Consider the following 24,324-nt stretch of genomic DNA (forward strand, 5'->3'; position numbering starts at 1 on the left):
CCCCCGTCCTACGGCTTGACGAGGACCTTGAGCGCGGTGCGCTCGTCCATGGCCTTGTAGCCGCCCGGGACGCCTTCGAGGCCGACGGTCAGGTCGAAGACCGGGGACGGGTCGATGGTGCCGTCGAGGACGTCCGGGAGCAGCTCGGGGATGTACGCGCGGACCGGGGCGACTCCGCCGCGCAGGGCGATGTTCCGGTCGAACATGACGGAGAGGTCGAGTCCGGTGCCGCTGCCGTGCGGGACGCCGACGTAGCCGATGGAGCCGCCGTCGCGGGAGATCGCGACGGCGGTCCGCATGGACTGCTCGGTGCCGACGGCCTCGATGACGGCGTGGGCGCCCTGGCCGCCGGTGAGCTCGCGGACGGCGGCCTCGGCGGCCTCGCCGCGCTCGGCGACGACGTCGGTGGCGCCGAAGCGGCGGGCGATGTCGGTGCGGGCGGTGTGGCGGCCGAGCGCGATGATCCGCTCGGCGCCGAGGCGCTTGGCGGCGAGGACGCCGCAGAGGCCGACGGCGCCGTCGCCGACGACGGCGACCGTGGAGCCCGCGCGGACGCCGGCGCCGAGGGCGGCGTGGTGGCCGGTGCCCATGACGTCGGAGAGGGCGAGGAGCGCGGTGAGGAGCCGGTCGTCGGAGGCGGCGTCGGCGGGGAGCTTGACGAGGGTGCCGTCGGCGAAGGGGACGCGGACGGCCTCGCCCTGGCCGCCGTCGGAGCCGACCGAGCCCCAGAAGCCGCCGCGCGGGCAGGAGGTCTGGAGGCCCTCGGCGCAGTAGTCGCAGGTGCCGTCGGACCAGACGAAGGGGGCGACGACGAGGTCGCCCGCGGTGAAGCCGGTGACCTCGGAGCCCGCGGCCTCGACGATGCCGAGGAACTCGTGGCCGATGCGCTGGCCGGGCTGCCGGGCGGACTCGCCGCGGTAGGCCCAGAGGTCGCTGCCGCAGACGCAGGCGCGCAGGACTCGGACGACGACGTCGGTGGGGTCCTGCACCACCGGGTCGGGCACGTCCTCCACGCGCATGTCGAACGGGGCGTGGATGGTGGTGGCGCGCATGGCGGACGGTCCTTGCTGTCAGACGGTTGTACGACGTTCACCGTACATCGCGCGGAGCGCTCCCGCCGTCAGCAGGTACTGCGCCGCGATGTAGGTCAGCATGACCCAGAAGTCCGGGACCGGCAGCTGGGGCCACTCGGCCACCCCGGTGGCGATGAGCGTGTCGGACAGCAGGAACAGGGCGCCGCCGAGTCCGGCGACCGGCCCGAGGGAGCTCGACCGGTAGGCCATGGCGGTCAGGAGCAGCGAGTACCCGGCGACGGGGACGCGCAGGTCGGCGGGGAGATCGGGCCAGAGGAGCACGACGGTGCCGACGAGGACGGCCGCGTACAGGGCGCCGAGGACCGGGGACGTACGACGGCGTCCGAAGAGGGCCAGGTAGCAGACGTGCCCGGCTGCGAAGGAGGCCATGCCGACGAGGAAGGTCCCGTCGGCGTCCGAGAGCAGGAGGACGTCGCCGCCCCAGCCGAGGAGGAGCGCGGCGGTCAGCGGCCTGGGGGCGCCCCGGGTGAGGGCGTACCCGGCGAGCAGGGGCATCAGGAGCGGCTTGGCGATCTGGTGGCCGAGCTCGGCGCCGCAGAGCAGGGAGCCCAGGTCGACGGCGGCCGCGAGCCAGAAGAGGGCGAGCAGCGCGCCGGGCGTCCGGCCGGGGAGGGGCGTCACGCGGTGCGCTCCGGGGTGGCCTCGGCGGGCTGCCAGCCGGGGCCCCGGAAGACCCGGCCTGCGCGCTCGCGCCAGTCGTGCGCGGCCCGGAGGTCGCGGGCGATGGCGGCGTATTCGTGGGTGGCGACGCGCAGCGGGTTGTAGGTCTCGATGTTCTTGGTGAGGCCGTAGACGGGCCGTTCGGTCTCGCCGGTCCAGGAGCCGAACATCCGGTCCCAGACGATGAGGATGCCGCCGAAGTTCCGGTCCAGGTAGCCGCCTTGGGAGGCGTGGTGGACGCGGTGGTGCGAGGGGGTGTTCAGGACGTACTCGAAGGGCCGGGGCAGCTTGTCGATCCGCTCGGTGTGGATCCAGAACTGGTAGACGAGGTTGACCGAGTAGCAGAAGGCGACGGCGGCCGGGTGCACGCCGAGCGCGATCATCGGCAGGTAGAACGGCCAGGAGGTGACGCCGGTCCAGGGCTGCCGCAGGGCGGTGCTGAGGTTGAACTTGCGGCTGCTGTGGTGGACGACGTGGCAGGCCCAGAGGACGCGGATGACGTGGTGTCCGCGGTGCTGCCAGTAGTAGAGGAAGTCCTGGGCGAGCAGCATGAGCGGGATCGTCCACCAGAGGACGGGGACGCGGAGCGGGGTCAGCTCGTACACGGCGGTGTAGAGCGCGACGACGGGGATCTTCCACAGCGCGTCGAAGGCCAGGCTGCCGAGTCCCATGCCGATGCTGGTGGCGGCGTCCTTGGTCTCGTACCCGGCGGCGTCCTCGTCGGGGTGGATGCGGTGGCTGATCATCTCCAGGACGGTCAGCAGGACGAACGCCGGTATGGACCAGAGCACGACGTCGGGCAGGTTCGGCATGCCGACGACGGTAGGGGCGGGGGCGGGGGTGCGGCTAGACGGTGTTACCGACAAGTATGCGAGACGAGTTGTCAGCAGGCTTTGGCACCTTCCGACAAGGCACGACCGCCGGCCCTGCCCGATCGGCAGGGCCCTCCTAGACCCCCGTCGCCCCCAGCAGCGATCCCGCCCCGTAGGTGACCGCCATCGCCAGGGCCCCGCCGGCCACGTTGCGCAGGACGGCCCGGCCGGCGGGGGCGGCGCCCAGGCGGGCGCTCCACCAGCCGGTGAGCGTCAGGGCGGCGAGGACGGAGACCACGGTGACCCAGAGCCGGGCGGAGGCCGGCGGGAGCACGATCGCGAGGAGCGGGAGCAGGGCGCCGACGGTGAAGGCGAGGAAGCTGGCGGCGGCCGCGTGCCAGGGCACGGTCAGCTGGTCCGGGTCGATGCCCAGCTCCACGCGCGCGTGGGCCCGCAGCGCGTCGCGGGCGGTGAGCTGCTCGGCGGCCTCGCGGGCCACGTCGGCGGAGAGGCCGCGGGCGGCCAGGAGGCCGGTCAGTTCGGCGAGCTCCGCCTCCGGGTCCTCGCGCAGTTCCCGCTTCTCCTGGGCGAGCGCGGCCTTCTCCGAGTCGCGCTGGGTGGAGACCGAGACGTACTCCCCCGCCGCCATCGACATCGATCCGGCGAGCAGTCCCGCGAGGCCCGCGGTGAGCAGCGCGGCCTGGGACTCGGTGGCGCCGGCGACGCCGACGACGAGGCCCGCGGTGGAGACGACCCCGTCGTTGGCTCCGAGCACCGCGGCCCGGAGCCAGTTGAGACGGGAGCCGAGGCCGCCGCCGTGGGCCTCGTCGTGTTCAGGTGCGTCGGTCACCCGGGGAGCGTCGGTCACCCCAGGAGCCTCGCACCCGGCGGGTCACCAGACGCGGACCGACCCGCCCGGCGCGAAGGCCGGGCTGGTGGCCCCGGCGGGGACCTCCTTGAGGGGTTCGGCGATCTCCTCGACCGCCGGACCGTGGACGGCCGCCAGGGAGTCCAGGTACGGCAGGTCGAAGCCGTAGACGCGGGCCGCGTTGCCGCCGACCATCGCCGCGACCTCCTCCTTCGGCAGTCCCGCGTAGGCGATCCGGAGGCCTTCGCGGGAGTACGGGGTGGTGCCCTCGTCGTGCGGGTAGTCGCTGCCCCACATGATCTTGTCGAGGCCGATCCGGTCGCGCAGCGGCACCTCGTGGGGGCGCATGAAGCTCGCGCCGACGAAGCAGTTGTCGCGCCAGACCGCGCTGGGGCCCTTGCCCATGGCCTCGGCGAGACCGGCGCCGAACTTCGACTCCGCGGTGGAGGCCTTCGTCACCGCCGACACCAGCCGCCCGTGGTAGTAGTCCAGCATGTCGAGCACGCCCGGGATCCAGCCCGAACCCTGCTCGGTCAGGACCAGCTTGAGCCCCGGGTGGCGCCGGAACGCGCCGCCGAAGACCAGGTGCCACAGCGCCCGGTGGGAGAACCAGGTGGTCTCCACCATGAAGACCGCCCGGGCCGCCGGTTCGTCGCCGAGCGGCGGGGACGCCGAGCCGCCGTGGTGGTTGACGGGGAGGCCGAGCTCGGCGCAGACCGCCCAGATCGGGTCGTACGCCTCCGAGTACAGGTCCGGCACGGGCGATCCCGGCGGCACCCCGGGCAGCAGGATGCCGCCGGTCAGGCCCGCCTCGCGGGCGCGGCGGATCTCGGCGACCGCCGCGTCCACGTCGTTGAGGAGGATCTGGGCCACGCCCGCCCGGCGGCCCGGCGCGGCCGCGCAGAAGTCGGCCAGCCAGCGGTTGTGCGCCTGGAGCCCGGCCCAGCGCAGCTCGTACTCGGCCGCGGTGGGCGGCTGGGCCATCAGGGAGGCCTTGGGGAAGAACGGCGGGATCGTGTTCGGGAAGACGACCTCGGCGACGATGCCGTCGGCCTCCAGTTCGCGCAGCCGGCGCTCGGAGTTCCAGTTCCGGTCGGCGGTGTCGGCGAGCAGGTCCTCGTACGGGTTGACGTAGCCGGCGGCCCAGGCGTCGAAGGCCTCGTGGTGCTTCCTCTCCAGGTACGGCCGGTAGTCCAGGAGGTCGGCGCCCGCGTGGCAGTCGGCCGACACGACCGTGTAGCGGTCCATCAGTTCACCCCCAGGGCGGGGAAGTCGTGGTCCGTCAGCCAGTGCCTGCCGACCTCGCGCGAGCGGGCCCAGGAGGCCTCCACGGCGGCCTGGTCGGCGGGCTGGCCGAGGTCGGCGGGGGTGGGACCGATCCGCCTGGCGATCGGATCCAATTTCTGGACATCGAATCCGAAGACCTCGGCCGCCGCGAGACCCAGCATCCGCCGCGTCTCCGCCACCGGGATGTCGTGGAACGTGTTCCGCAGCCACGCGCGCGTGGTGGGCCAGGTGCCCTCCGGGTGCGGGAAGTCCGAGCCCCACAGGATGTTGTCCACGCCGATCTCGTACCGCTGCGCGAGCTCCCGCCGCTTGGTGTTGGTCGCGCAGATGAAGACCTGCCGGTCGAGGTACTCGCTCGGCGGCCGCCGCAGCTCCGCGAACGGGGACAGCTTCTTGCCGCCGTGCGCGCCCAGGTAGAGCCGGTCCATGAACCAGAGCAGGTTCGGCAGCCACCAGCAGCCGGACTCGGCGACGCCGAACCGCAGCCCGGGGTGCCGCTCGAAGACGCCCGACCAGAGCAGGAACCAGAGCGGCCTGGCCGGCCACCAGGTGACCTCGGAGACGTAGATGCCGAGGTGGTCGCCGTACTCCTCGCGCGGCGCCGCCCCGGAGTGGGTGACCAGCGGCATCCCGGTCTCGGCGGCGGCCGCCCAGACGGGGTCGTAGCGCCGGTCGTGGTACGGCTCCTTGTCCACCCACATGGAGGGGATCATCAGCGCCCCGAGGCCCGACTCCTTGGCCCGGTGGATCTCGGCGACCACCTTCGCGGGCTCGGCCGTGATCGGCAGCAGCGCCACCCCGCAGTGCCGCTCGGGATTCTGCCCGACGAACTCGGCGAGCCAGCGGTTGTGCGCCTGCGCGCCCGCCATGCCGAGCTCCGGGTCCTGGTCGCCGGAGAGGCCGAGGCCGACGCCGAAGGGCGCGGCGGTCTGGCTGTCGACGGCGTCCGCGTCGGGGAAGACGACCTCGGCCGCCACCCCGTCGCCGTCGAGCTCCTTGAGCCGCTGCCCGGCGTCCCAGCCGCCCCGCAGCCCTTCCTCGTTGTCGCTGAACCACTTGTTCGCGAAGGCCTCGTTGCGGACCCCGAGCCGGGTCATGGCCTCCCGGCGCGCCTCGCGGCCGGCGAGGAACTCGTCGAACGCGCGGTGGAAGCGGGAGTCGAGGTAGGGCCGGTACTCCTCGGTGGGCAGCCCGGCGTGGCAGTCGGAGGAGATGATCAGATACGGGTCGTTCGGATCGGCCATCGGGGCCCCCTCAGTCGAGGATGAAGTTCTCCAGGTACGACGGGTTCGAGCGGTCGAGCATCGACCGCGAGCGCGCCGTGATCTGCCGGTCGCTGTGCTCGCTCTCCGGCAGCATCCAGAAGCGGTCGGCGCGGATGCCGTCGACGACGTGCTCGGCGACCTCCTCCACCGGGGTGAAGGCGACCTCGTGTCCGGCCTCCTTCATGGCGGCCTCCCACTGGTCGAGGCTGCGGTACGGGGTCTTGCGCGGGCGCTGCTTGGCGTACCGCTCGGGCCGGTTGCGGTGCGACTCCCAGAGTCCGGTGCGGAGCATGTGGGGCCCCGGGAAGAGCACGGACGCGCCCACGCGCGCGTGCTCGGCCCTCAGATGGGCGTAGAGCGACTCGGTCATCGTGACCACGGCCGCCTTGGTCACCGCGTACACCGAGGCGGTGGGCAGCGGGGCGATGCCGCCGTCGCCGGAGGAGGTGTTGACGACGTGGCCGGGTTCGCCGCCCGCGATCATGCGGGGGACGAAGGCCTGGATGCCGTGGAAGACGCCCCAGACGTTGACCGCGAAGGCCCACTTCCAGTCGTTGGGCTCGTGCTCCCACATGCGGCCCTCGGCGCCCGAGCCGACGCCCGCGTTGTTGCAGAGGACGTGGACGGCGCCGAAGGTCTCGTACGCGGCGTCCGCGAACGCCCGGACCTGGTCGGCGTCGGAGACGTCGACCGTCCGGGCGAGGACCTGCGCCCCGCCCTCCATCAGCTCGTCGGCGGCCTCCGCCAGCGGGCCCTCCTCGACGTCGCCGAGGACGACGGCGAGGCCTTCGGCGGCGAAGCGGCGGGCCATGGCGAGGCCGATGCCGCTCGCCGCGCCGGTGACGACGGCGACCTGTCCCGCGCGCAGCTTCATCACACGCTCCCTTCCGGCGGGCCGTCGAGGATCTGCTGCGGGTCGTCGTACCGCTGGTGGATGTACGGCAGCAGGGCGCGGGCGGAGACGCGTTCGGCGACCGTGCCCTTCTGGTCGGTGGTCTTCTCGCCGATGGTGATCTCGACGATCCGGCGGACCGGCAGGTCGGCGACCGGGTCGTACATGGACTCGCGCAGGACGACGTCGCCGGTGATCCGCTCCAGCCTGCGCACCTTCTCGTTGCGGACGCAGTGGACGAGGACGGGTTCGGCGTCGAAGCCGGTGCCGTCGACGCCCGGCAGGAACTTGAAGTAGAAGTCGGTCTTCTCGGCGGGCTCGGGCAGCGGCAGCGGGCCGGACACCGCGCCGCGCACCTCGACGAAGTCGATGCCGTGCCGCCCGAGCGCGGCGCGGACCACGAGTCCCTCGCGCTCGACGACGACGTCGCCGAGCTTCTTGGGCTCGCCGAAGACCTCCCGGCCGCCGACGAGTGCCCGCTCGTGGGTCATCGGCATGACCAGCGGGTACCAGCCCTCGCGGTCGCCGTGGGCGGCGGCGACGGCCACGGAGCCGGCGCCGAGGGGGTAGCCGGGCAGGTCGACCCGGGAGATGTTGGCCCGGACGAGGGGCCGCTCGGTGGGTTTGAGCGGGGGCGGCAGAACGGCCGCCACCACGTCCGGATCGGTCTCCCAGACGGCGACCACTCCGGTGGACCAGATGTCGGGGAGCTTCGCGCTCTTCGTCCGGGCCGCGGTGATCTCGGCGTCGGTGCGCGCCCCGTACCGTACTCGTGCCATGACGTACCACCCTTCAGGGGGTCGGGTCTGTAACAGAGTTACACCGGCGGCGATGAAGGGTAAAGACCCGTGCACGCGACAGAGTTGGGGGACCGGATGGCGCGCACCGCACTCACCCGGGAGGAGGTCCTGGAGACCGCCGCCGCCCTGGTGAAGCAGCACGGTCCGGACGCCCTCACCATGCGCAAGCTCGCGGCCGAGCTCGGCACCGCGGTCACCTCGATCTACTGGCACGTCGGCAACCGCGAGTCCCTCCTGGACGCGCTGGTCGAGCGGACCGTCGCCGACCTCGCCGCGATCACCGCGCGCGGCCGCACGCCGGCCGCCCGGATCGTCTCGGTGGCCCGCGCGCTGCGCCGGGAGCTGCGGGCGCGCCCGCACCTGGTGGCGATGGTCCACGAACGGGGTCTGACGGAACGCATGTTCCTGCCCGCCCAGCGCACCCTGGCCCAGGAGGTGCACGCGGCCGGGCTGCGCGGCGCGCGGGCGGCGGAGGCGGTCCGGGCGGTGCAGATCCAGGTCGTCGGCCACGTGCTGGTCGAGCGCAACCGCGAACGGGCCCCGGTCCAGTCCCCGGCCGAGGTGGAGCTCTGGCAGACCGCCACGACCGACCCGCCGGACCCGGCTCTCACCCGCGCCCTGGCCGCCCCGATCGACCCGGAGCGGCTCTTCACCACCTCCGTACGCGCCCTGGTGGACGGGCTTTTGACCCCCGGGAACGCCCCGGCCGCGCCGACCGCCCCGGCCGGTGGACGGCCCGTCGGGGACCCGGAGCGGGACACCGGGGACGGAGGGGTCGGTCGTGGGCCGTATTCTCATTGACCGTGCTTGACGACCGTACGACAGCAGCGACGTGGCCGGCCGCCTACCCGCAGGGGTACGCGGTCGTCGACGTGGAGACCACCGGACTCGCCCGCGACGACCGGATAGTGTCGGCTGCCGTCTACCGGCTGGACGCCCAGGGGAACGTCGAGGACCACTGGTACACCCTCGTCAACCCCGAGCGCGATCCGGGACCCGTCTGGATCCACGGGCTCACCACCGACGTCCTGGCGGGCGCGCCGCTCTTCCCGGAGATCGCGGCGGAGTTCGCGGCCCGGCTGGACGGGCGGGTGCTCGTCGCTCACAACGCCATGTTCGACTGGCAGATGATCGCCCGGGAGTACGCGCGCGCGGAGTCCGCCGCCCCGGTGCGGCAGCGGCTGTGCACGATCGCGCTCGCCAAGGAGCTGTCGCTGCCGCTGCCCAACCACAAGCTGGAGTCGCTCGCCGCGCACTTCGGCGTCGTGCAGCAGCGCGCGCACAACGCGCTCGACGACGCGCGGGTGCTCGCCGAGGCGTTCCGGCCGAGTCTGCACGCGGCGGCCGAGCGGAACGTCAGGCTGCCGCTGCTGGAGTGCCGGCCGCTGACCGAGTGGGCCTCCTCGTCCGAGCGGCCCCGGATCGGGCAGCAGGCCTCGTCCCCGTACGGCTCCTCGTACCGGGCCGGCAGCTGGCGTCCCTCGCGGAAGCGTCCGCCGTGCCCGTACCCCAACCCCGGCCGGTACGAGACGGACAAACCTCTCAAGCAGGGCATGCGGGTGGCGTTCTCGGGGGACACCTCCGTCGACCGCGAGCTCCTGGAGGACCGCACCGTCGACGCCGGACTCCATGTCGCCGGCAGCGTCTCCCGGCTGACCAGCCTGCTGGTCACCAACGACCCGGACTCCGCCACCTCCAAGACCGTCAAGGCCAAGTCCTTCGGCACGCCGATCGTCGACGAGGCCGCCTACACCCAGCTCCTGAGGGACGTGGCCCCGGCAGACGGGTGACACCCCCCGCCCCTGCGGGCGTGCCGAGCTGCGCACGCCCGCCGGGGGCTCCACCCTGTGGCGCATGGCACGTTGTGAGGTCTGCGGAAACGATTACGGCATGTCCTTCGAGGTTCATGCACAGGGCGCGATCCATGTCTTCGACTGCTTCGCCTGCGCCATCCACCGCATGGCGCCCATCTGCGAGCACTGCCGGGTCCAGATCATCGGACAGGGCGTCGAGGTCGACGGCAGCTGGTACTGCGGCGGCCACTGCGCCCGCGCGGAGGGAAAGGTGGGCATCGTCGACAGGGTCTGAGGAAACGATCCTCGGCTCGCCCGGTCGAGCCGAACCCCCCGTGCGTGCACCCCATGGACCGAGTTGTACGGTCATGGGGTGTACCGCTTCCTGTTGTCCCGGCAGTGGGTGATCCTCACCCTCATCGCACTCGTCCTCGTCCCGACGATGATCGAGCTGGGCTTCTGGCAGTTCCACCGGCACGAACGCCGGGTCGCCCAGAACTCCCTGATCGCGGACAGCATCGCGGCGAAGCCGGTCCCGGTCGAGGAGCTCACCTCCCCCGGGCACACGGTCCCGCGCTCCGACTACTGGCGGCCCGCCACCGCCACCGGCACCTTCGACACCGCCCACGAGGTGGTGGTCCGGCGCCGTACCTCCTCCGACGACCGGGTGGGCGTGCACGTCCTCACCCCGCTGGTCCTCCGGGACGGGAAGACCGTCCTGGTCAACCGCGGCTGGGTGGAGGCCGCCGCCGACCAGCACTCCTACCCGCCGGTGCCGCCCGCCCCCAAGGGCGAGGTCACCATCACCGGCCGCCTCAAGGCCGACGAGACGACCGGCGCCAGCGGCATCAAGGACCTGAAGGGCCTGCCCGACCGCCAGGTCATGCTGATCAACAGCCGGCAGCAGGCCGAGCTCATCGGCCGCGAGGTCCTCGGCGGCTACCTCGAACTGATCGCTCCCGAGCCCGCCGGCGGCACCCCCGAGCCGATCCCCGCGCCCGACCACGACTCGATCGGCGCCCACATGGCGTACGCCGTGCAGTGGTGGCTCTTCGCGGCCGGCGTGCCCGTCGGCTGGGTGATCCTGGTCCGCCGGGAGAAGCGTGACCAGCAGGCCGCAGCGGAGGCCCCCGAGGCCCCGGAGAACCCCGATCGGGACGCGGACGCGATCCAGGCCACTCCGTCCCGCTGATTGACCGGCGCCACATCCGGGAACAGCCCAAAGCGTGACGCAACGTATCGACGACTACGCCCTCATCGGCGATCTCCAGACCGCCGCACTCGTCGGCCGCGACGGATCGGTCGACTGGCTGTGTCTGCCCCGCTTCGACTCCGCCGCCTGCTTCGCCGCGATCCTCGGCGACGAGGACAACGGCCACTGGCGGCTCGCCCCCAAGGGCGCCACGACCTGCGCCACCCGCCGGTACGCGGAGGACTCCCTCGTCCTGGAGACCTACTGGGAGACCCGTACGGGCACGGTCAAGGTCACCGACTTCATGCCGCAGCGGGACCGCGCCCCCGACCTGATGCGGATCGTCGAGGGCCTCAGCGGCAGCGTCGAGATGAGCGGCGTGCTGCGGCTGCGCTTCGACTACGGCTCGGTCGTGCCCTGGATGCGCCGCTCCGACGGCCACCGGGTCGCGGTCGCCGGTCCCGACGCGGTCTGGCTGCGCAGCGAGCCGCCGGTGAAGACCTGGGGCCAGCAGTTCTCCACCTGCTCCTCGTTCACCGTCGCCGCCGGCGAGAAGGTCGCCTTCGTGCTGACCTGGCATCCCTCGCACGAACCCCGCCCCGACCTCGTCGACCCCTACGAGGCCCTGGAGCAGTCGCTCGCTGACTGGCGCGCATGGGCGGCCCGCTGCACGTACCAGGGCCCCTACCGGGAGGCGGTGCTGCGCTCCCTCATCACCCTCAAGGCGCTCACCTACGCCCCGACCGGCGGGATCATGGCCGCCCCCACCACCTCCCTCCCCGAGGAGGTCGGCGGCGTGCGGAACTGGGACTACCGCGCCTGCTGGCTGCGGGACTCCTCCCTGACCCTCGGCGCGCTGCTCGCCGCCGGATACGTCGACGAGGCATGCGCCTGGCGGGACTGGCTGCTCCGCTCGGTCGCCGGGGACCCGGCCGACCTGCAGATCATGTACGGCCCGGCCGGGGAACGCCGACTCCCCGAGACGACCCTGCCGTGGCTGCGGGGGTACGCCGACTCGGCGCCGGTACGGACCGGGAACGCGGCCGTGGACCAGTTCCAGCTCGACGTGTACGGCGAGGTCATGGACTCGCTGCACCGGGCGCGCGAGGCCGGCATCCCGGCCGAGCGGCACGCCTGGAACCTCCAGCTGAGCCTGCTCGGCTTCCTGGAGTCGACCTGGCGCGAACCCGACGAGGGCCTGTGGGAGGTCCGCGGGCCCCGCCGCCACTTCACCCACTCCAAAGTGATGGCCTGGGTGGCCGCCGACCGCGCGGTCCGCACCCTGGAGGCCGACCCCTCACTGCCGGGCGACGCGGCGCGGTGGCGGACGATGCGGGACGAGATCCACGCACAGGTGTGCGCGATGGCCTACGACCCCGCCCGGAACACCTTCACCCAGTCGTACGGCTCGCTGGAGCTGGACGCGGCGACCCTGCTGATCCCGCAGGTCGGCTTCCTGCCGCCGGACGACCCCCGGGTGGTGGGCACGGTGGACGCCGTGATGGCCGAGCTGCTGCACGGCGGCTACGTACGCCGCTACAGCACCGACTCGGGCGCGGTGGACGGCCTCCCGGGCGACGAGGGCACCTTCCTGGTCTGCTCGTTCTGGCTCGCGGACGCCCTGCGGCTGACCGGCAGGCCCGAGGAGGCCCGCGAGCTCTTCGAGCGGCTCGTGGCCCTCCGCAACGACGTGGGGCTCCTGGCGGAGGAGTACGACCCGGTGACGGACCGCCAGCTCGGCAACTTCCCGCAGGCCTTCAGCCACATCGGCCTGGTGGGCACGGCCTTCGCACTGGCCCGGGAGGATCGGGACCCGGCAGGATAGGGCCATGGATCTTGGACTGAAGGACCGTGTGTACGTGGTGACCGGGGCGACGCGCGGGCTCGGGCGGGCCTCCGCCGAGGCCCTGCTCGCCGAGGGCGCCCAGGTGCTCGTCACCGGGCGTGAGGAGAAGAGCGTCGCCGAGGCCGTGGCCGAGCTGGGGCCGGGGGCGGCCGGGCTCGCCGCCGACAACACCGACCCGGAGACCCCCGCCCGGCTGATCGCCGAGGCCCGGGCGCGGTTCGGCGGCTTCGACGGCATCCTGATCAGCGTCGGCGGTCCGGCGCCCGGCTTCGCCGCGGACAACACCGACGAGCAGTGGGCCGCCGCCTTCGACACCGTCTTCCTCGGAGCCGTCCGGCTGGCGCGCGCGGCCGCCGCGACGCTCGGCGAGGGCGGGGTCATCGGCTTCGTCCTGTCCGGCTCGGTCCACGAGCCGATCCCCGGCCTGACCATCTCCAACGGGCTCCGCCCGGGCCTCGCCGGCTTCGCGAAGTCCCTGGCGAACGACCTGGGCCCGCGCGGGGTACGGGTCGTCGGGCTGCTGCCGAGCCGCATCGACACCGACCGGGTGCGGTCCCTCGACGCGCTCTCCGGCGACGCGGACGCGGCCCGCGCGGCCAACGAGGCCACCATCCCGCTGCGCCGCTACGGCACCCCGGAGGAGTTCGGGCGGACGGCGGCCTTCCTGCTGTCGCCGGCCGCCTCGTACCTCACGGGCCTGATGCTCCCGGTGGACGGCGGGGCGCGCGCCGGGTTCTGACCCTCAGGCGACCCGGCGGGCCCGGTGCTTGACCGCCCGCAGCCGCGCCTCGGTGGGCAGCGCGGGCAGGCCCGTGGCCGTCCGGGCGTGGGCCAGGGCCTGGGTGCTGAGGGTCGTCAGGGCGTCCCCCGGCGAGGCGTACGGCTCCAGGTGGAGCGCGACGCGGGTACGGGGGGCGGCCCGGCGGCCCGTGAGTGCGACCTGGGCGCGGGCCACGCCCTCCTGGGCGGTGGCGTCCGCCTCCAGGACACCCTCGAGGGCCCGGCCGCGCACGATCGCCTCCTCGCCGTCGCCGCTGTCGACGACGACCTCGGCGAGCCGGGCCCGGCGGAACTGGACGAGCAGCCACCACAGGGCGAGCAGGACGATGATCCCGAGGACGGCGATGACCACCGGCCACCACCAGCCCTCGTCCCGCCAGCGCTGCCGGTCGGCGGTGGAGAGCAGCACGTCCGAGGGGCCCGACCAGGGCCACCAGGACGGCACGGGGAGATCGAGGGCGGCGGCGAGGACTCCGCCGCCGAGGACGACGAGGAGCAGCCCGGCGAGCCCGAGCAGGGCGCGGTTGACGCGCCGGAGGACGACCGTCACCGGGTCACCCCTTCCTGGGCGGGCGGGCCACCCGTACCGTGAGCGCCGGCCGGCGGGCGAGGCCGAGCTCCTCGACGCCGGCCGCGAGGACCGTCTCGACGTCGGCGCGTACCTCGTCGAGCGCCCGGAAGTGGGAGACCGCCCTGACGGCCACCTTGCCGCGGCCGACCTTGACCCGGACGGACTGCACGCCGGAGACCTCCATGACGCGGTCCCGCAGCGTGAGGGCCGCCGCCTCCCGGTCGAGCCCGGCCCGTACGTCGGCGTGCTCGCGGCGCATCGGGAGGACGGCGCGCAGCCCGGGCGTCACGGCCAGGACCAGGAGCCAGACGCCGAGGACGACGGCGAGGGCGGCGCCCAGGACGACCCAGGTGTCGTCGAGCGGCCGGGTCGCGAGGCCGTCGGCGAGTTCCCGCCGCCAGGCCATGGCGCTGCGGTCGGCCCGTACGGCCGCGACGTCGTAGAGCAGGAGCCCGGCTCCGCCGAGGACGAGGGCCGCGAGCAGGGCGGCCGGGATGCGGCGGACGGCCCAGAAGCGCCGGACGGGTCCTGCGGGGGCGGGCTCGGCCAGCACGGGGACGTCGTCGGCGTCCGGGGCGGACCGCGGGACGGGGGCGGTGGTCATGACAGTCGCCCCCTCGGTGCGTTCTGCCGGGTGAGCGGGGAGTGGAGCCGCTCCACGTGGACGGTGACCTCGTGGACCTCCATGCCCACCAGTTCCTCGACGCGCGTCCTGACCCGGCTCCGTACGGCCCCGCAGCGGCGGCCGATGTCGCTGGGGTAGTCGAGTTCGAGGCTCACCGCGACCCGGGCGACGTCCCGGTGGACGACGACCGAGGCGTGGGGCTTCGAGCCGCCCTCGGGGACGGCGCCCGCGGCCTCCCGCGCCGCCTGGGCGGCGATCTTCGCGACGACCCGGTCGGCGATCGCCGTCGCCCCCCGATCCCGCGCGGGGGCCCGGGGGGCGAGGTCTGCTGCTGTCGCCACCCCCGGTCACCGCCGCCGGTCGCCGCGTTCGCGTCCCCGGAACAGATCGCCGGGTTCGAGGTCGCCTTCGAGGAAGCGGCCCACCACGAAGCCGACCGCGCCCAATGCCGCGACCAGCAGAAACGCTCCGAAACCGCCGAAGTATCCGGCGAAGCCGAGAGCCATGCCGGCCACCAGGCCGACCACCGACATGCTCATTCCTGACCCCTTTCCGAGTCCTCCTGAGCCCCCTGTACGCGTACCCCGCCGTCAGCGGCTACTGAAGCCGCGGCTCCGGCTCGTCCTCCTCGTCGTCGGGCAGCTTCACGTCGCTGACCGCGATGTTGACCTCGACGACTTCGAGTCCGGTCATCCGCTCGACGGCGGCGATCACGTTCTCCCGGACGTCGCCGGCGACATCGGCGATGGAGACGCCGTAGTCGACGACGATCTCCAGGTCGAGCGCGGTCTGCACCTCGCCGACCTCGGCCTTGACGCCTCGGCTGACGTTCGACTTCCCGCTGCCGCCGCCGGGTACGCGGTCGCGGACGGCGCCGAAGGTGCGGGAGAGTCCGCTGCCCATGGCGTGGACGCCGTCGACGTCGCGGGCGGCGAGACCGGCGATCTTCTCGACGACTCCGTCCGCGATCGTGGTCCGGCCCCGGGTGGCCGCCGCGCCGCCGCCCCGCTTGGTCACCGAGGTGCGGCGGGGTTCGTCGCCGGTGTCGCTGGTGTGAGTGGTGTCGGTCATCACATTGCGCCCCTTCTGGGATATTTCGGGGTTCTTCGCCCACATTAAGGGCGGTTACCCGATCTCGCCCCGGGGATACGGCAGGCTGGGGCAATGACGACGGCTGAGGGATGGACGGCGGCGGTACGAGACCGCCTCGCGCCGGGCAGGCTGCTGCCGCTCGGAGCGGCGGCGGAAGGGGCGTGGATCACCGAGCGGGCGGCCCGGGAGGTCCTCGGCCGGGCCGCCTCGGCGGTACGGGGCGTGGTGCCGGGCCGCTTGCGGATCGGCCCGGCGGAGGAGCCCGATGAGGTGACGGGGGCCGCGGCCGGGACCGAACCGGCGGACGGGGCGGCGGACGTGCCGGCGGGCGGGCCGGCGGGAGTGGCGGAGGACGGACCGCCGGACGGGGCGGCGGGCGGGGCGGTGGAGCTGCCGCCGGTGCCGCCCGGCGGGGCCGTGACCGGGCCCCTGGTGATCACCGCCGCGCTCGGGGCGGTGGCCGGTCGGCCGCTGCCGGAGCTCACCGGGGAGCTGCGGGAGGCACTCTTCGCGGTGGCCCGGGAGGCGTTGGGCCTTCCGGTGGCGCGGGTGGACCTGCGGGTGACGGAGCTGCTCGACGCTCCCCCGCCCCGCGACTCCCCGGCCCCGCCGCCGAGGCCGACCTCCCCTGCCACGGACGACCCGGTGGCGCTGGCCGTGCTCGCGGTCGAGGGCGTGGCGGCCGTGACCGACGCGCTGGGTCCGCCGGTGCACCGGGACGCGGACCGGCTGCGGGTGGAACTGGCGGTGACGGCGGGCCGCCGGGCCCTGGACGTGGCCCGCGCGGCCCGGACGGCGGCGGCCACGGCCGCCGCCACGGGAACGGCATCGGTCACGGTGCTGGTCTCGGACGTGCGGTAGCCACGGCCGTGCGGCAGCCGCCGCCGTGCGGCCCGGGTGGGGTCGGAGCGGGCGGGAGCCGCCGCCGTTGGCCCGAGCGGGCTGGAGCGGGCGATACCGCCGCCCCGCGGTCCGGGTGAGGTCTGAGCGGGTGGTCGCCGGACCCGGGCCGGCTCGGGCCGGGGTTCGCGTCGCTCGGGACGGGCGACGGCCCGGCCGGTCCGGCTGTCGGGCCGGGGCGGGCGGGCCGTCGGTCGTGGGGTGGGGCGGGTCAGTCGCCGAGGCCCGCGAGGTCGCGCAGGCGGCGGGCCTGGGCGGCGCGCTCGGCGACGCGCTGCTCCTCGTACGAGCGGCCGGAGACGCCCTGGAGCAGCGCCTTGGTCTCGGTGACCGCGTCGCGCGGCGCCGCGAGCAGGGCGCCGCTGAGGTCCCGTACCGCCGCGTCGAGCTCGTCGGCGGGCACGGACAGGTTGGCGAGGCCGATGCGCTCGGCCTCCTCCGCGCCGACGAAGCGCCCGGTGGCGCAGATCTCCAGCGCGCGGGCGTAGCCGACGAGCGAGACGAGCGGGTGCGTCCCGGTCAGGTCCGGGACGAGACCCAGGCTGGTCTCGCGCATGGCGAACTGCACGTCCTCGGCGACGACCCGCAGGTCGCAGGCGAGAGCGAGCTGGAAGCCCGCGCCGATGGCATGGCCCTGGACGGCCGCGATCGACACGAGGTCGCTACGGCGCCACCAGGTGAACGCCTCCTGGTATTCGGCGATGACCGCGTCGAGGTCCTCGTCGGAACCGCGCGCGAGATCGAGGAAGGACGGCTCTCCGTCGAAGCCCTCGGGCGTGAACGCCTGCCGGTCGAGTCCGGCGGAGAAGGACTGTCCCTCGCCGCGCAGGACGACGACCCGCACGCTGCCGGGCAACGACCGGCCGGCTTCCGTCAACGCCCGCCACAGAGCGGGAGACTGAGCGTTGCGCTTCGCCGGATTGGTCAGGGTCACCGTGGCAACGGCGTCCTCGACGGTGAGCCGTACACCGTCCTTGTCGAATACGAGCTCAGAGTCGTCGAGCGTAGTCATGGGGCGCCTCCGGTTCCGGTGCAGCACTGCATCCGATGCTAAGTGACTGCACAGTAACCACCTGGCCGGCCCGAGGGCCGACCGGGTGGCCACCGGGGGAAGACCCGGTGGCCCGGTCGAGGCGTCCTATGTCAGGCCGAGGCCGCCTTCTTGCCTCGTGTCGCTCCGCCGCGTCCACGCAGCGTGACTCCGGACTCGCTGAGCATCCGGTGGACGAATCCGTAGGAGCGGCCGGTTTCCTCGGCCAGCGCCCGGATGCTCGCACCGGAGTCGTACTTCTTCTTCAGGTCTGCCGCGAGCTTGTCGCGCGCGGCGCCGGTCACCCGGCTGCCCTTCTTCAGAGTCTCGGCCACCCGTGCCTCCTCATGGGAAGTGCGCTCTGGACTTCTCATGATCACCCCTCCTGTCCGTCCTGGCCACCCATTCGACAAGGTCGATGCCGCCGGGTTTGTGGACGAGCGCGCGTTCATCACGACCGGAAGAACGGATTCCGCAGGGCCTGGAACCCGTCTTCACCTCGCCCGGAGCGGGAAGTGCCAGGTCAGCGACACCATGGGAACACACGTACGGCGCGGGTCTGCCGGAAGGATTCCGCAGAGCACCGCGCCGGGGGTACGAGACGCCCTCACTCAGATGAAGGATCACCCATGAGCCGAATGATCCAGCCGGGCATGATCACCCGGCCGCCTCCGGGTCAGGCGAGCGCCACCAGGTCCGCGTAGTCCGGGCCCCACAGGTCCTCGACGCCGTCCGGGAGCAGGATGATCCGCTCCGGCTCCAGCGCGTCGACCGCGCCCTCGTCGTGGGTGACGAGCACGACGGCGCCCTTGTACGTCCGCAGGGCGCCGAGGATCTCCTCGCGGCTCGCCGGGTCCAGGTTGTTGGTCGGCTCGTCGAGGAGCAGCACGTTCGCCGAGGAGACGACCAGGGTGGCCAGGGCGAGACGGGTCTTCTCGCCGCCGGAGAGCACCCCGGCCGGCTTGTCGACGTCGTCGCCCGAGAAGAGGAAGGAGCCGAGCGTCTTGCGGACCTGGACCAGGTCGAGGTCGGGCGCGGCCGAGCGCATGTTCTCCAGGACGCTGCGCTCGGGGTCGAGGGTCTCGTGCTCCTGGGCGTAGTAGCCGAGCTTGAGGCCGTGGCCCGGGGTCACCTCGCCGGTGTCGGGCTTCTCGGCGCCGGCGAGCAGCCGGAGCAGCGTGGTCTTGCCCGCGCCGTTGAGGCCGAGGATGACGACGCGGGAGCCCTTGTCGATGGCGAGGTCCACATCGGTGAAGATCTCGAGCGAGCCGTAGGACTTGGACAGTCCCTCGGCCGTCAGCGGGGTCTTGCCGCAGGGCGCGGGCTCGGGGAAGCGCAGCTTGGCGACCTTGTCGGAGGCGCGCACCTCCTCGAGGCCGGAGAGCAGCCGCTCGGCGCGCTTGGCCATGTTCTGCGCGGCGACGGTCTTGGTGGCCTTGGCGCGCATCTTGTCGGCCTGCGAGTTGAGGGCGGCGGCCTTCTTCTCGGCGTTCTGGCGCTCGCGCTTGCGGCGCTTCTCGTCGGCCTCGCGCTGCTGCTGGTAGAGCTTCCAGCCCATGTTGTAGACGTCGATGGTGGAGCGGTTGGCGTCCAGGTAGAAGACCTTGTTGACGACGGTCTCGACGAGGTCGACGTCGTGGGAGATCACGATGAAGCCGCCGCGGTAGGTCTTCAGGTAGTCGCGCAGCCAGACGATGGAGTCGGCGTCGAGGTGGTTGGTCGGCTCGTCGAGGAGGAGCGTGTCGGCGTCCGAGAAGAGGATCCGGGCGAGCTCGACCCGGCGGCGCTGGCCACCGGAGAGGGTGTGCAGCGGCTGGCCCAGGACCCGGTCGGGCAGGCCGAGGGCGGCGGCGATGGTGGAGGCCTCGGCCTCGGCCGCGTACCCGCCCTTGGTCAGGAACTCGGTCTCCTGGCGCTCGTACTGCCGCATCGCCTTGTCGCGGGTGGCGCCGGAGCCGGTGGCGATGCGCTCCTCGTTCATCCGCATCTTCTTGAGGAGGACGTCGAGGCCGCGGGCGGAGAGGATGCGGTCGCGGGCCAGCACGTCGAGGTCGCCGGTGCGCGGGTCCTGCGGGAGGTAGCCGACCTCGCCGGAGCGGGCGATCTGGCCGGCCGCGGGCATGCCCTCGCCCGCGAGGCACTTGGTGAGGGTGGTCTTGCCCGCTCCGTTGCGGCCGACGAGGCCGATGCGGTCGCCCTTGGCGACGCGGAAGGAAGCGGACTCGATGAGGACGCGGGCGCCGGCGCGCAGCTCGATGCCGGAAGCGGTGATCACGGACAGACTCCAGGGCGGTGTGGAAACGGCGGAAGGAGGGCTGAGGGAGGGCTTCGACGCCGCTAGTGCACGGGGAGAATGGCCATACGGCCAGTCTAACGGGCCCCTGCAACTGGTTTTCGGCCATGCGGGAGGGTACGGGGCCGATCGGGAGGTTTCTCGCATCTCCGGTAGAGGCCACCAAAAGGGGCGAGGGTCGTGATAACGGTCGATACTCGGCGCAGGGCGGCGGCCACTGCCGCGGCAGTGACGCGGAGGGTGGTGGACCGTGCAGTTCGACGACGACGCCGATCTGGACACCTCGGAGGTCAAGGACGTCCGGAACAGCCGCATCCCGGGCGGCAGGGCGACCGTCGGCGGCGGGATCATCGGCTTCATCGCCCTGATCCTGGGCGTCCTCTTCGGGGTCGGACCGGACCAGCTCGGGCTCTCCGGCGGCGGCGACGAGCCGGCCGCCAGCGCCTCGTCGGCGGCCCAGGTCTCCCAGAGCTGCCGGAAGGGCTCGGACGCCAACACCCGCGAGGACTGCCGGATCGTCGCCGTCGTCAACAGCGTCCAGGACTTCTGGCGGAGCGAGTATGCGCGCCGGGGCGGCACCTACGGGAGCGCCGCCACCGTGGTGTTCAGCCAGCGGGTCCCCACCGCCTGCGGGTCCGCGACCTCGGCCGTGGGGCCCTTCTACTGCCCCGGCGACCGGCAGGTCTATCTCGACCTGGGTTTCTTCGACGAGCTGCGCACCAAGTTCGGGTCGAGCGGCGGACCCTTCGCCCAGGCGTACGTGGTGGCGCACGAGTACGGCCACCACATCCAGAACCTCATGGGGACGCTGAGCCGCGCCCAGGACGGGCGGACCGGCGCGAACTCCAACGCGGTACGGGTCGAGCTGCAGGCCGACTGCTACGCGGGCGTCTGGGCGCGGCACGCCACGACCACCCCCGACGAGCGGACGGGCCGGCCGGTGCTCACCCGGCTCACGGACGCGGACATCCGGGACGGCCTGGACGCGGCGGCCGCGGTGGGCGACGACCGGATCCAGGAGCGGTTCCAGGGGCGGGTGACGCCGGAGACCTGGACGCACGGCTCCGCGGCCCAGCGCCAGCAGTGGTTCTACGAGGGCTACCGGACCGGCGACATGGCCCGGTGCAACACCTTCCGCTGATTGCCCGCGGGGACTGCCAGACTGAGACCCAGGTCACATTCGGCTGGATCGAAGGGAAGTGATCGGGATGGCTGAGGCCCCCCACATCTGTCCGGCGCTGACGTACCAGGACGCGAAGGCGGCGATCACCCAGCTGACGGAGGGCTTCGGCTTCCGGGCCACCGCGGTGTACGAGGGCGAGGACGGGCTCGTCGCGCACGCCGAGCTCTCGTACGGGAACGGCATGGTGATGCTGGGCAGCAAGGGCACCGGCAGCGAGTTCGACAAGCTGATGGCCAAGGCGGGCCCGGTCGGGATCTTCGTGCACGTGGACGACGTCGATGAGCACCACGCGCGGGCGGTGGCGCACGGCGTCGAGATCGTGATGCCGCCCAAGGACCAGGAGTACGGCTCGCGGGACTACACGGCCCGGGACGTCGAGGGCAACGTCTGGAGCTTCGGGACGTACACCCCCGGCGCCGCGGAGTAGCCGGGCGCCGGGGACGGGCCCGCGGTCACGCTCCCCCGGTGTGCACCTGGAACGCCGCCCTGCGGACCGCCTTGGCGAGCGCCGGGTCCGGATGGGCGGCGGCGAGGGCGACCAGGACCTGGACGGTACGGGGATGGCCGACCGCACGGACCTCGTCGAGCAGCGCCGGGACGGTGCCCTGCACGGCGGATTCGAGGTGCCGCACCAGCAGCGCGCTCTCGCCGTGGTCGGCGACGGCGGCCGCCGTGTCCACCCAGAGCCAGGTGGACTCCTCGCGGGTGAGCACCTCCTGGGCGTCGTCCGGGTCGGCCCCCTCGTACTCCGCCAGCCACAGCAGGGCGTAGGGGCGCAGGGACGGCTCGGCGACGGTGGCCCGCACCTCGGCCTCGGCGGGGGCGCCGACGACCCGGAGCGCCTCGAAGGCCAGGCCGCGCAGCAGGGCGTCCTCGCCGCGGGCGACGGCGAGGAGTTCGGCCACGGCGCTGGAGAGGGTGCGCGCCGCGAGCCAGGCGCGGTACTCGGCGCGGGCCGGGCCGGGGGTGAGCCGGGCGCAGCCGCGGAGCATGTCCTCGGCGGACTGCTCGATGTTTCCGGCGGGGCTCTGCGCGGCGACGCAGATCTGCTCCAGCTTGACCCAGACCGCCCAGTTGCCGAGCGGGGTCAGGGTGGCGTGACGCCCCTCCGGGCCGCGGTCGAGGGTGAGCGCGCCGACGGCCGCGAGGCCTTCGAGGGCCCAGTCGAGGAGGGCGGGGAGGCCGTCGGCGGCGTCGGCCGCGCCGGGGGCCGCCCCGGCCGGTGCGCCGGGGGTCTCGGGGGCCGGGCCGGTGACGGGCACCTCGCAGCGCTCCTCGCGCAGCTCCTCGACGCGCTGGCCGAGGAGGTCGAGGAGGGCGGGGACGAGGACCGGGCCCTGGGAGAGCTGGAGCAGCGAGAGCACCTGCGGGACGGCCTCGACGACCTCGGCGACGGCGCTCGGCTCGACCCCTTCGGCGGCCGGGTGCACCAGGGACCAGGCGTCGAAGAGGGCGACCCAGCCGCGTAGCACGGCGGAGTCGTCGCGGTCCCAGGCGTGCAGCCGCCAGCCGGGGCGGGCGGTGTCGCCGTGCAGCTCGACGAGTCCGGCGAGCCGGGCGCGGTCCCAGCCGGCCCGGATCTGCTCGGGTGTCAGGTCCAGTGCGGCGGCGGCCCGTTCGTGGGCCGGGGCGGCTCCCGGGCCGGTGCGGAGGGCCGTCTCGGCGCCGCGCTCGACGGCGGCCCAGCGGGCGATCCGTACGGCGTCGGCGAGGACGTGGCGGGCCTGGCGGGCGAGTTCCGCCCGGGGCGGAGTGCCCTCGGGCGGCCGCGGCGCCGGCCGGGTGCGCCGGGTCGTCACGGCCCGTCGGGCGGTGGCCAGCGCCCGCGGGCGGACGAGTCGGAGTCTGGAGTTGCGCGCCAATGGTTCATCGGGCTTTCGAGACGTCACGGGGGCAGTCTTCCCGCTGACGGCCCGAAAGCCCAATCGGAATCGGCCGCCCCGTCCCGGGCGCCCTCCGCCGGTCCCGCGGCGGAGGGGCCGCCGGGGTCCTAGAGGAGCGGGGTGAGGAAGCGGCGCAGGGCCTCCTCGTAGCGGACCGGGTCGGCGTTCCACATCGCCGCGTGGGGTGCGTTCCGTACGACCTGGAGGTTGACCAGGTCGGGGCGGCGGGCGGCGAGTTCGACGGACGGCTCCCAGGGGGCGAGGGTGTCGTCGGGGCCGTGGAAGAGGAGGGCTGGGACGCGCAGGGCGTCGGGCGCCGAGGCGGCGTCGAGCAGGTCGCCGTGCGGGCCGGTCCTGCCCTGGGCGGCGCGGACGGCGAGCGGGAGCAGGGGGGCGGGGACGTGGCGGGCCGCCGCGAGGTTGCGGAGGGTGGCCTCCCAGTCCAGCACCGGGGAGTCGAGGACGAGGCCGCTGATCCGGTCGCGCACCCCCGACTCGGCGGCGGCGCGCAGGGCCATCGAGGCCCCGGTGCCCCAGCCGTGCAGGACGACCTTGGCGGCGCCGCGGTGGACGGCGTAGCGGATGGCGGCGTCGACGTCGCGCCATTCGGAGTCGCCGAGGTGGGCGAGGCCGTCCGGGGAGGCGGGTGCCCCCTCGTCGCCGCGGTAGGCGGGGAGCAGGACGGGGATCTTGCGGCGGTTGTAGAAGGGGACGACGTTCAGGGGGTGCTCGCGGGTGGTGCCGAGGCCGTGCAGGGCGATGACCCAGGTGGTGCGGGGCGCCGCCACCAGCCAGGCGGGCAGGGGGCCGAGTTCGCCGGGCATCTCGACGTCCTCGTGGGCGAGCCCGAGGGCGCTGATCGGTGTGCCGATGTGCAGCTGGGGGGTGAGCCGGACGCGGGAGCCGGGGCCGAGCACCCCCTGTTCGACCCGTTCGAGGCGCCGGACGACGGTGTCGGCGGTGTGCGGGACCCGGTCGAGGACGGGGCCGACGACGGCGTGCAGGCCGGGGCCCTCGATCCCGTACGTGCCGGGGCGCAGCGAGGCGAGGCTGCGGGTGAGGGTGATCCGCTCGGGGCCCGTGGCGTGCACGGTCAGCCGGGGATCTCCGGGCAGGGGACGTCCGGACGGCGCCCTGAGGGCGACGTCGCTGGCGTACCGGCCGGCCGCGATCGCGGCCGCGCCGACACCGAGCAGTGTGGTGACGGCCGCTGCCGTCGCTGTAGCCGGGCGCACGCTCCCAGTCTCGGCAGGGTGGGGGCGGCCTGCCACCGGACGGGGCCGGATGGCCCTCCGTGGGGGGCCGGTCGGGGCGGGGCGGCCCCTCCGGGGAGTGACGTGGGTCTCGTCCAGGGGGTCCCCCGGTCGGGCGGTTCGGTCCAGGGAGCGGAACCGGGTGGGGGCGGAGGAACCCGGACAGGTCGCATGTGCCCGGTGATGGCCGGGATTACCCGGGGTT

27 protein-coding genes are annotated in these 24,324 nt (G+C 73.8%); 9 read left to right on the forward strand and 18 right to left on the reverse strand.

Annotated features, from left to right (window positions below; genetic code table 11):
• Positions 1–8: 8 nt before the first annotated feature.
• The 8 genes from DEJ43_RS07255 to DEJ43_RS07290 all read right to left on the reverse strand — a co-directional run bounded on the left by DEJ43_RS07255 (position 9) and on the right by DEJ43_RS07290 (position 7,657).
• On the reverse strand, positions 9–1,052 hold the full coding sequence (locus DEJ43_RS07255; protein ID WP_015032669.1) for a zinc-dependent alcohol dehydrogenase family protein: 1,044 nt from the start codon (positions 1,050–1,052) through the stop codon (positions 9–11).
• 18 nt (positions 1,053–1,070) lie between these two features.
• Complete coding sequence (locus tag DEJ43_RS07260) at positions 1,071–1,715, reverse strand: lysoplasmalogenase (protein ID WP_015032670.1); 645 nt, start codon at positions 1,713–1,715, stop codon at positions 1,071–1,073.
• A complete protein-coding gene (locus DEJ43_RS07265; RefSeq protein WP_015032671.1) occupies positions 1,712–2,566 on the reverse strand; it encodes a sterol desaturase family protein in 855 nt (284 codons plus the stop codon). Before DEJ43_RS07265 ends, DEJ43_RS07260 begins: the two co-directional genes overlap by 4 nt.
• A 136-nt stretch (positions 2,567–2,702) precedes the next feature.
• Positions 2,703–3,416: a VIT1/CCC1 transporter family protein gene (locus tag DEJ43_RS07270; protein WP_041663710.1), complete on the reverse strand. Its 714-nt coding sequence runs from the start codon at positions 3,414–3,416 to the stop codon at positions 2,703–2,705.
• Between the two features lie 42 nt (positions 3,417–3,458).
• Positions 3,459–4,682, reverse strand: coding sequence for an amidohydrolase family protein (locus tag DEJ43_RS07275; protein WP_015032673.1), 1,224 nt, complete (start codon positions 4,680–4,682; stop codon positions 3,459–3,461).
• Entirely contained in the window at positions 4,682–5,965 is a 1,284-nt protein-coding gene (locus DEJ43_RS07280; RefSeq protein ID WP_015032674.1) for an amidohydrolase family protein, read from the reverse strand. The genes DEJ43_RS07275 and DEJ43_RS07280 overlap by 1 nt, the downstream gene beginning before the upstream one ends.
• Positions 5,966–5,975: 10 nt before the next feature.
• A complete protein-coding gene (locus tag DEJ43_RS07285; RefSeq protein ID WP_015032675.1) occupies positions 5,976–6,860 on the reverse strand; it encodes an SDR family NAD(P)-dependent oxidoreductase in 885 nt (294 codons plus the stop codon).
• Positions 6,860–7,657, reverse strand: coding sequence for an acetoacetate decarboxylase family protein (locus tag DEJ43_RS07290; RefSeq protein ID WP_015032676.1), 798 nt, complete (start codon positions 7,655–7,657; stop codon positions 6,860–6,862). Before DEJ43_RS07290 ends, DEJ43_RS07285 begins: the two co-directional genes overlap by 1 nt.
• A 96-nt stretch (positions 7,658–7,753) precedes the next feature.
• Between DEJ43_RS07290 and DEJ43_RS07295 the strand changes: the two genes are divergently transcribed.
• The 6 genes from DEJ43_RS07295 to DEJ43_RS07320 all read left to right on the forward strand — a co-directional run bounded on the left by DEJ43_RS07295 (position 7,754) and on the right by DEJ43_RS07320 (position 13,248).
• Positions 7,754–8,479, forward strand: coding sequence for a TetR/AcrR family transcriptional regulator (locus tag DEJ43_RS07295; RefSeq protein ID WP_015032677.1), 726 nt, complete (start codon positions 7,754–7,756; stop codon positions 8,477–8,479).
• Complete coding sequence (locus tag DEJ43_RS07300; protein WP_015032678.1) at positions 8,476–9,468, forward strand: DEDDh family exonuclease; 993 nt, start codon at positions 8,476–8,478, stop codon at positions 9,466–9,468. The genes DEJ43_RS07295 and DEJ43_RS07300 overlap by 4 nt, the downstream gene beginning before the upstream one ends.
• Before the next feature lie 64 nt (positions 9,469–9,532).
• Complete coding sequence (locus DEJ43_RS07305) at positions 9,533–9,766, forward strand: hypothetical protein (protein WP_015032679.1); 234 nt, start codon at positions 9,533–9,535, stop codon at positions 9,764–9,766.
• A 78-nt stretch (positions 9,767–9,844) separates the two neighbouring features.
• Positions 9,845–10,663 (forward strand): SURF1 family cytochrome oxidase biogenesis protein, encoded by an 819-nt coding sequence (locus tag DEJ43_RS07310; RefSeq protein WP_015032680.1) that lies wholly within the window; start codon positions 9,845–9,847, stop codon positions 10,661–10,663.
• 34 nt (positions 10,664–10,697) lie between these two features.
• Positions 10,698–12,488, forward strand: a complete 1,791-nt coding sequence (locus DEJ43_RS07315) for a glycoside hydrolase family 15 protein (RefSeq protein WP_015032681.1) — start codon at positions 10,698–10,700, stop codon at positions 12,486–12,488.
• A 4-nt stretch (positions 12,489–12,492) separates the two neighbouring features.
• Positions 12,493–13,248 carry an SDR family oxidoreductase gene (locus tag DEJ43_RS07320; protein WP_015032682.1) on the forward strand — a complete coding sequence of 252 codons (756 nt, stop codon included), beginning with the start codon at positions 12,493–12,495 and terminating at the stop codon, positions 13,246–13,248.
• Positions 13,249–13,251: 3 nt separating this feature from the next.
• Here the strand turns inward: DEJ43_RS07320 and amaP are convergent, their stop codons facing one another.
• Genes amaP through DEJ43_RS07345 form a run of 5 tightly spaced genes read right to left on the reverse strand, consistent with a single transcriptional unit; the run spans position 13,252 to position 15,556 of the window.
• Entirely contained in the window at positions 13,252–13,839 is a 588-nt protein-coding gene (gene amaP / locus DEJ43_RS07325; RefSeq protein WP_015032683.1) for an alkaline shock response membrane anchor protein AmaP, read from the reverse strand.
• A 4-nt stretch (positions 13,840–13,843) separates the two neighbouring features.
• Positions 13,844–14,464 carry a DUF6286 domain-containing protein gene (locus DEJ43_RS07330; RefSeq protein ID WP_015032684.1) on the reverse strand — a complete coding sequence of 207 codons (621 nt, stop codon included), beginning with the start codon at positions 14,462–14,464 and terminating at the stop codon, positions 13,844–13,846.
• A complete protein-coding gene (locus DEJ43_RS07335) occupies positions 14,461–14,826 on the reverse strand; it encodes an Asp23/Gls24 family envelope stress response protein (RefSeq protein WP_015032685.1) in 366 nt (121 codons plus the stop codon). The genes DEJ43_RS07330 and DEJ43_RS07335 overlap by 4 nt, the downstream gene beginning before the upstream one ends.
• Before the next feature lie 6 nt (positions 14,827–14,832).
• Positions 14,833–15,024 (reverse strand): hypothetical protein, encoded by a 192-nt coding sequence (locus DEJ43_RS07340; protein WP_015032686.1) that lies wholly within the window; start codon positions 15,022–15,024, stop codon positions 14,833–14,835.
• Between the two features lie 58 nt (positions 15,025–15,082).
• Positions 15,083–15,556, reverse strand: coding sequence for an Asp23/Gls24 family envelope stress response protein (locus DEJ43_RS07345; protein ID WP_041662215.1), 474 nt, complete (start codon positions 15,554–15,556; stop codon positions 15,083–15,085).
• Positions 15,557–15,649: 93 nt separating this feature from the next.
• On the opposite strand from DEJ43_RS07345, the gene DEJ43_RS07350 reads away from it, so the two are divergent.
• A complete protein-coding gene (locus DEJ43_RS07350) occupies positions 15,650–16,438 on the forward strand; it encodes a hypothetical protein (RefSeq protein ID WP_015032688.1) in 789 nt (262 codons plus the stop codon).
• A 250-nt stretch (positions 16,439–16,688) separates the two neighbouring features.
• Here DEJ43_RS07350 and DEJ43_RS07355 read toward each other — a convergent pair whose 3' ends face one another.
• The 3 genes from DEJ43_RS07355 to abc-f all read right to left on the reverse strand — a co-directional run bounded on the left by DEJ43_RS07355 (position 16,689) and on the right by abc-f (position 19,782).
• Positions 16,689–17,489, reverse strand: a complete 801-nt coding sequence (locus DEJ43_RS07355; protein WP_041662216.1) for an enoyl-CoA hydratase/isomerase family protein — start codon at positions 17,487–17,489, stop codon at positions 16,689–16,691.
• 131 nt (positions 17,490–17,620) lie between these two features.
• Positions 17,621–17,842 (reverse strand): helix-turn-helix domain-containing protein, encoded by a 222-nt coding sequence (locus tag DEJ43_RS07360; protein WP_006123601.1) that lies wholly within the window; start codon positions 17,840–17,842, stop codon positions 17,621–17,623.
• A gap of 341 nt (positions 17,843–18,183) precedes the next feature.
• Positions 18,184–19,782, reverse strand: coding sequence for a ribosomal protection-like ABC-F family protein (gene abc-f / locus DEJ43_RS07365; RefSeq protein WP_015032691.1), 1,599 nt, complete (start codon positions 19,780–19,782; stop codon positions 18,184–18,186).
• 268 nt (positions 19,783–20,050) lie between these two features.
• Between abc-f and ypfJ the strand changes: the two genes are divergently transcribed.
• Positions 20,051–20,941: a KPN_02809 family neutral zinc metallopeptidase gene (gene ypfJ, locus DEJ43_RS07370; protein ID WP_015032692.1), complete on the forward strand. Its 891-nt coding sequence runs from the start codon at positions 20,051–20,053 to the stop codon at positions 20,939–20,941.
• Positions 20,942–21,008: 67 nt separating this feature from the next.
• A complete protein-coding gene (locus DEJ43_RS07375) occupies positions 21,009–21,410 on the forward strand; it encodes a VOC family protein (RefSeq protein WP_015032693.1) in 402 nt (133 codons plus the stop codon).
• 25 nt (positions 21,411–21,435) lie between these two features.
• Here DEJ43_RS07375 and DEJ43_RS07380 read toward each other — a convergent pair whose 3' ends face one another.
• Together DEJ43_RS07380 and DEJ43_RS07385 are read right to left on the reverse strand one after the other, a co-directional pair.
• A complete protein-coding gene (locus tag DEJ43_RS07380; RefSeq protein WP_078508623.1) occupies positions 21,436–22,872 on the reverse strand; it encodes a hypothetical protein in 1,437 nt (478 codons plus the stop codon).
• Positions 22,873–22,973: 101 nt separating this feature from the next.
• Positions 22,974–24,101: an alpha/beta hydrolase gene (locus DEJ43_RS07385; protein ID WP_015032695.1), complete on the reverse strand. Its 1,128-nt coding sequence runs from the start codon at positions 24,099–24,101 to the stop codon at positions 22,974–22,976.
• Positions 24,102–24,324: the final 223 nt, after the last annotated feature.

Source organism: Streptomyces venezuelae ATCC 10712, assembly GCF_008639165.1.
GTDB lineage: Bacteria > Actinomycetota > Actinomycetes > Streptomycetales > Streptomycetaceae > Streptomyces > Streptomyces venezuelae.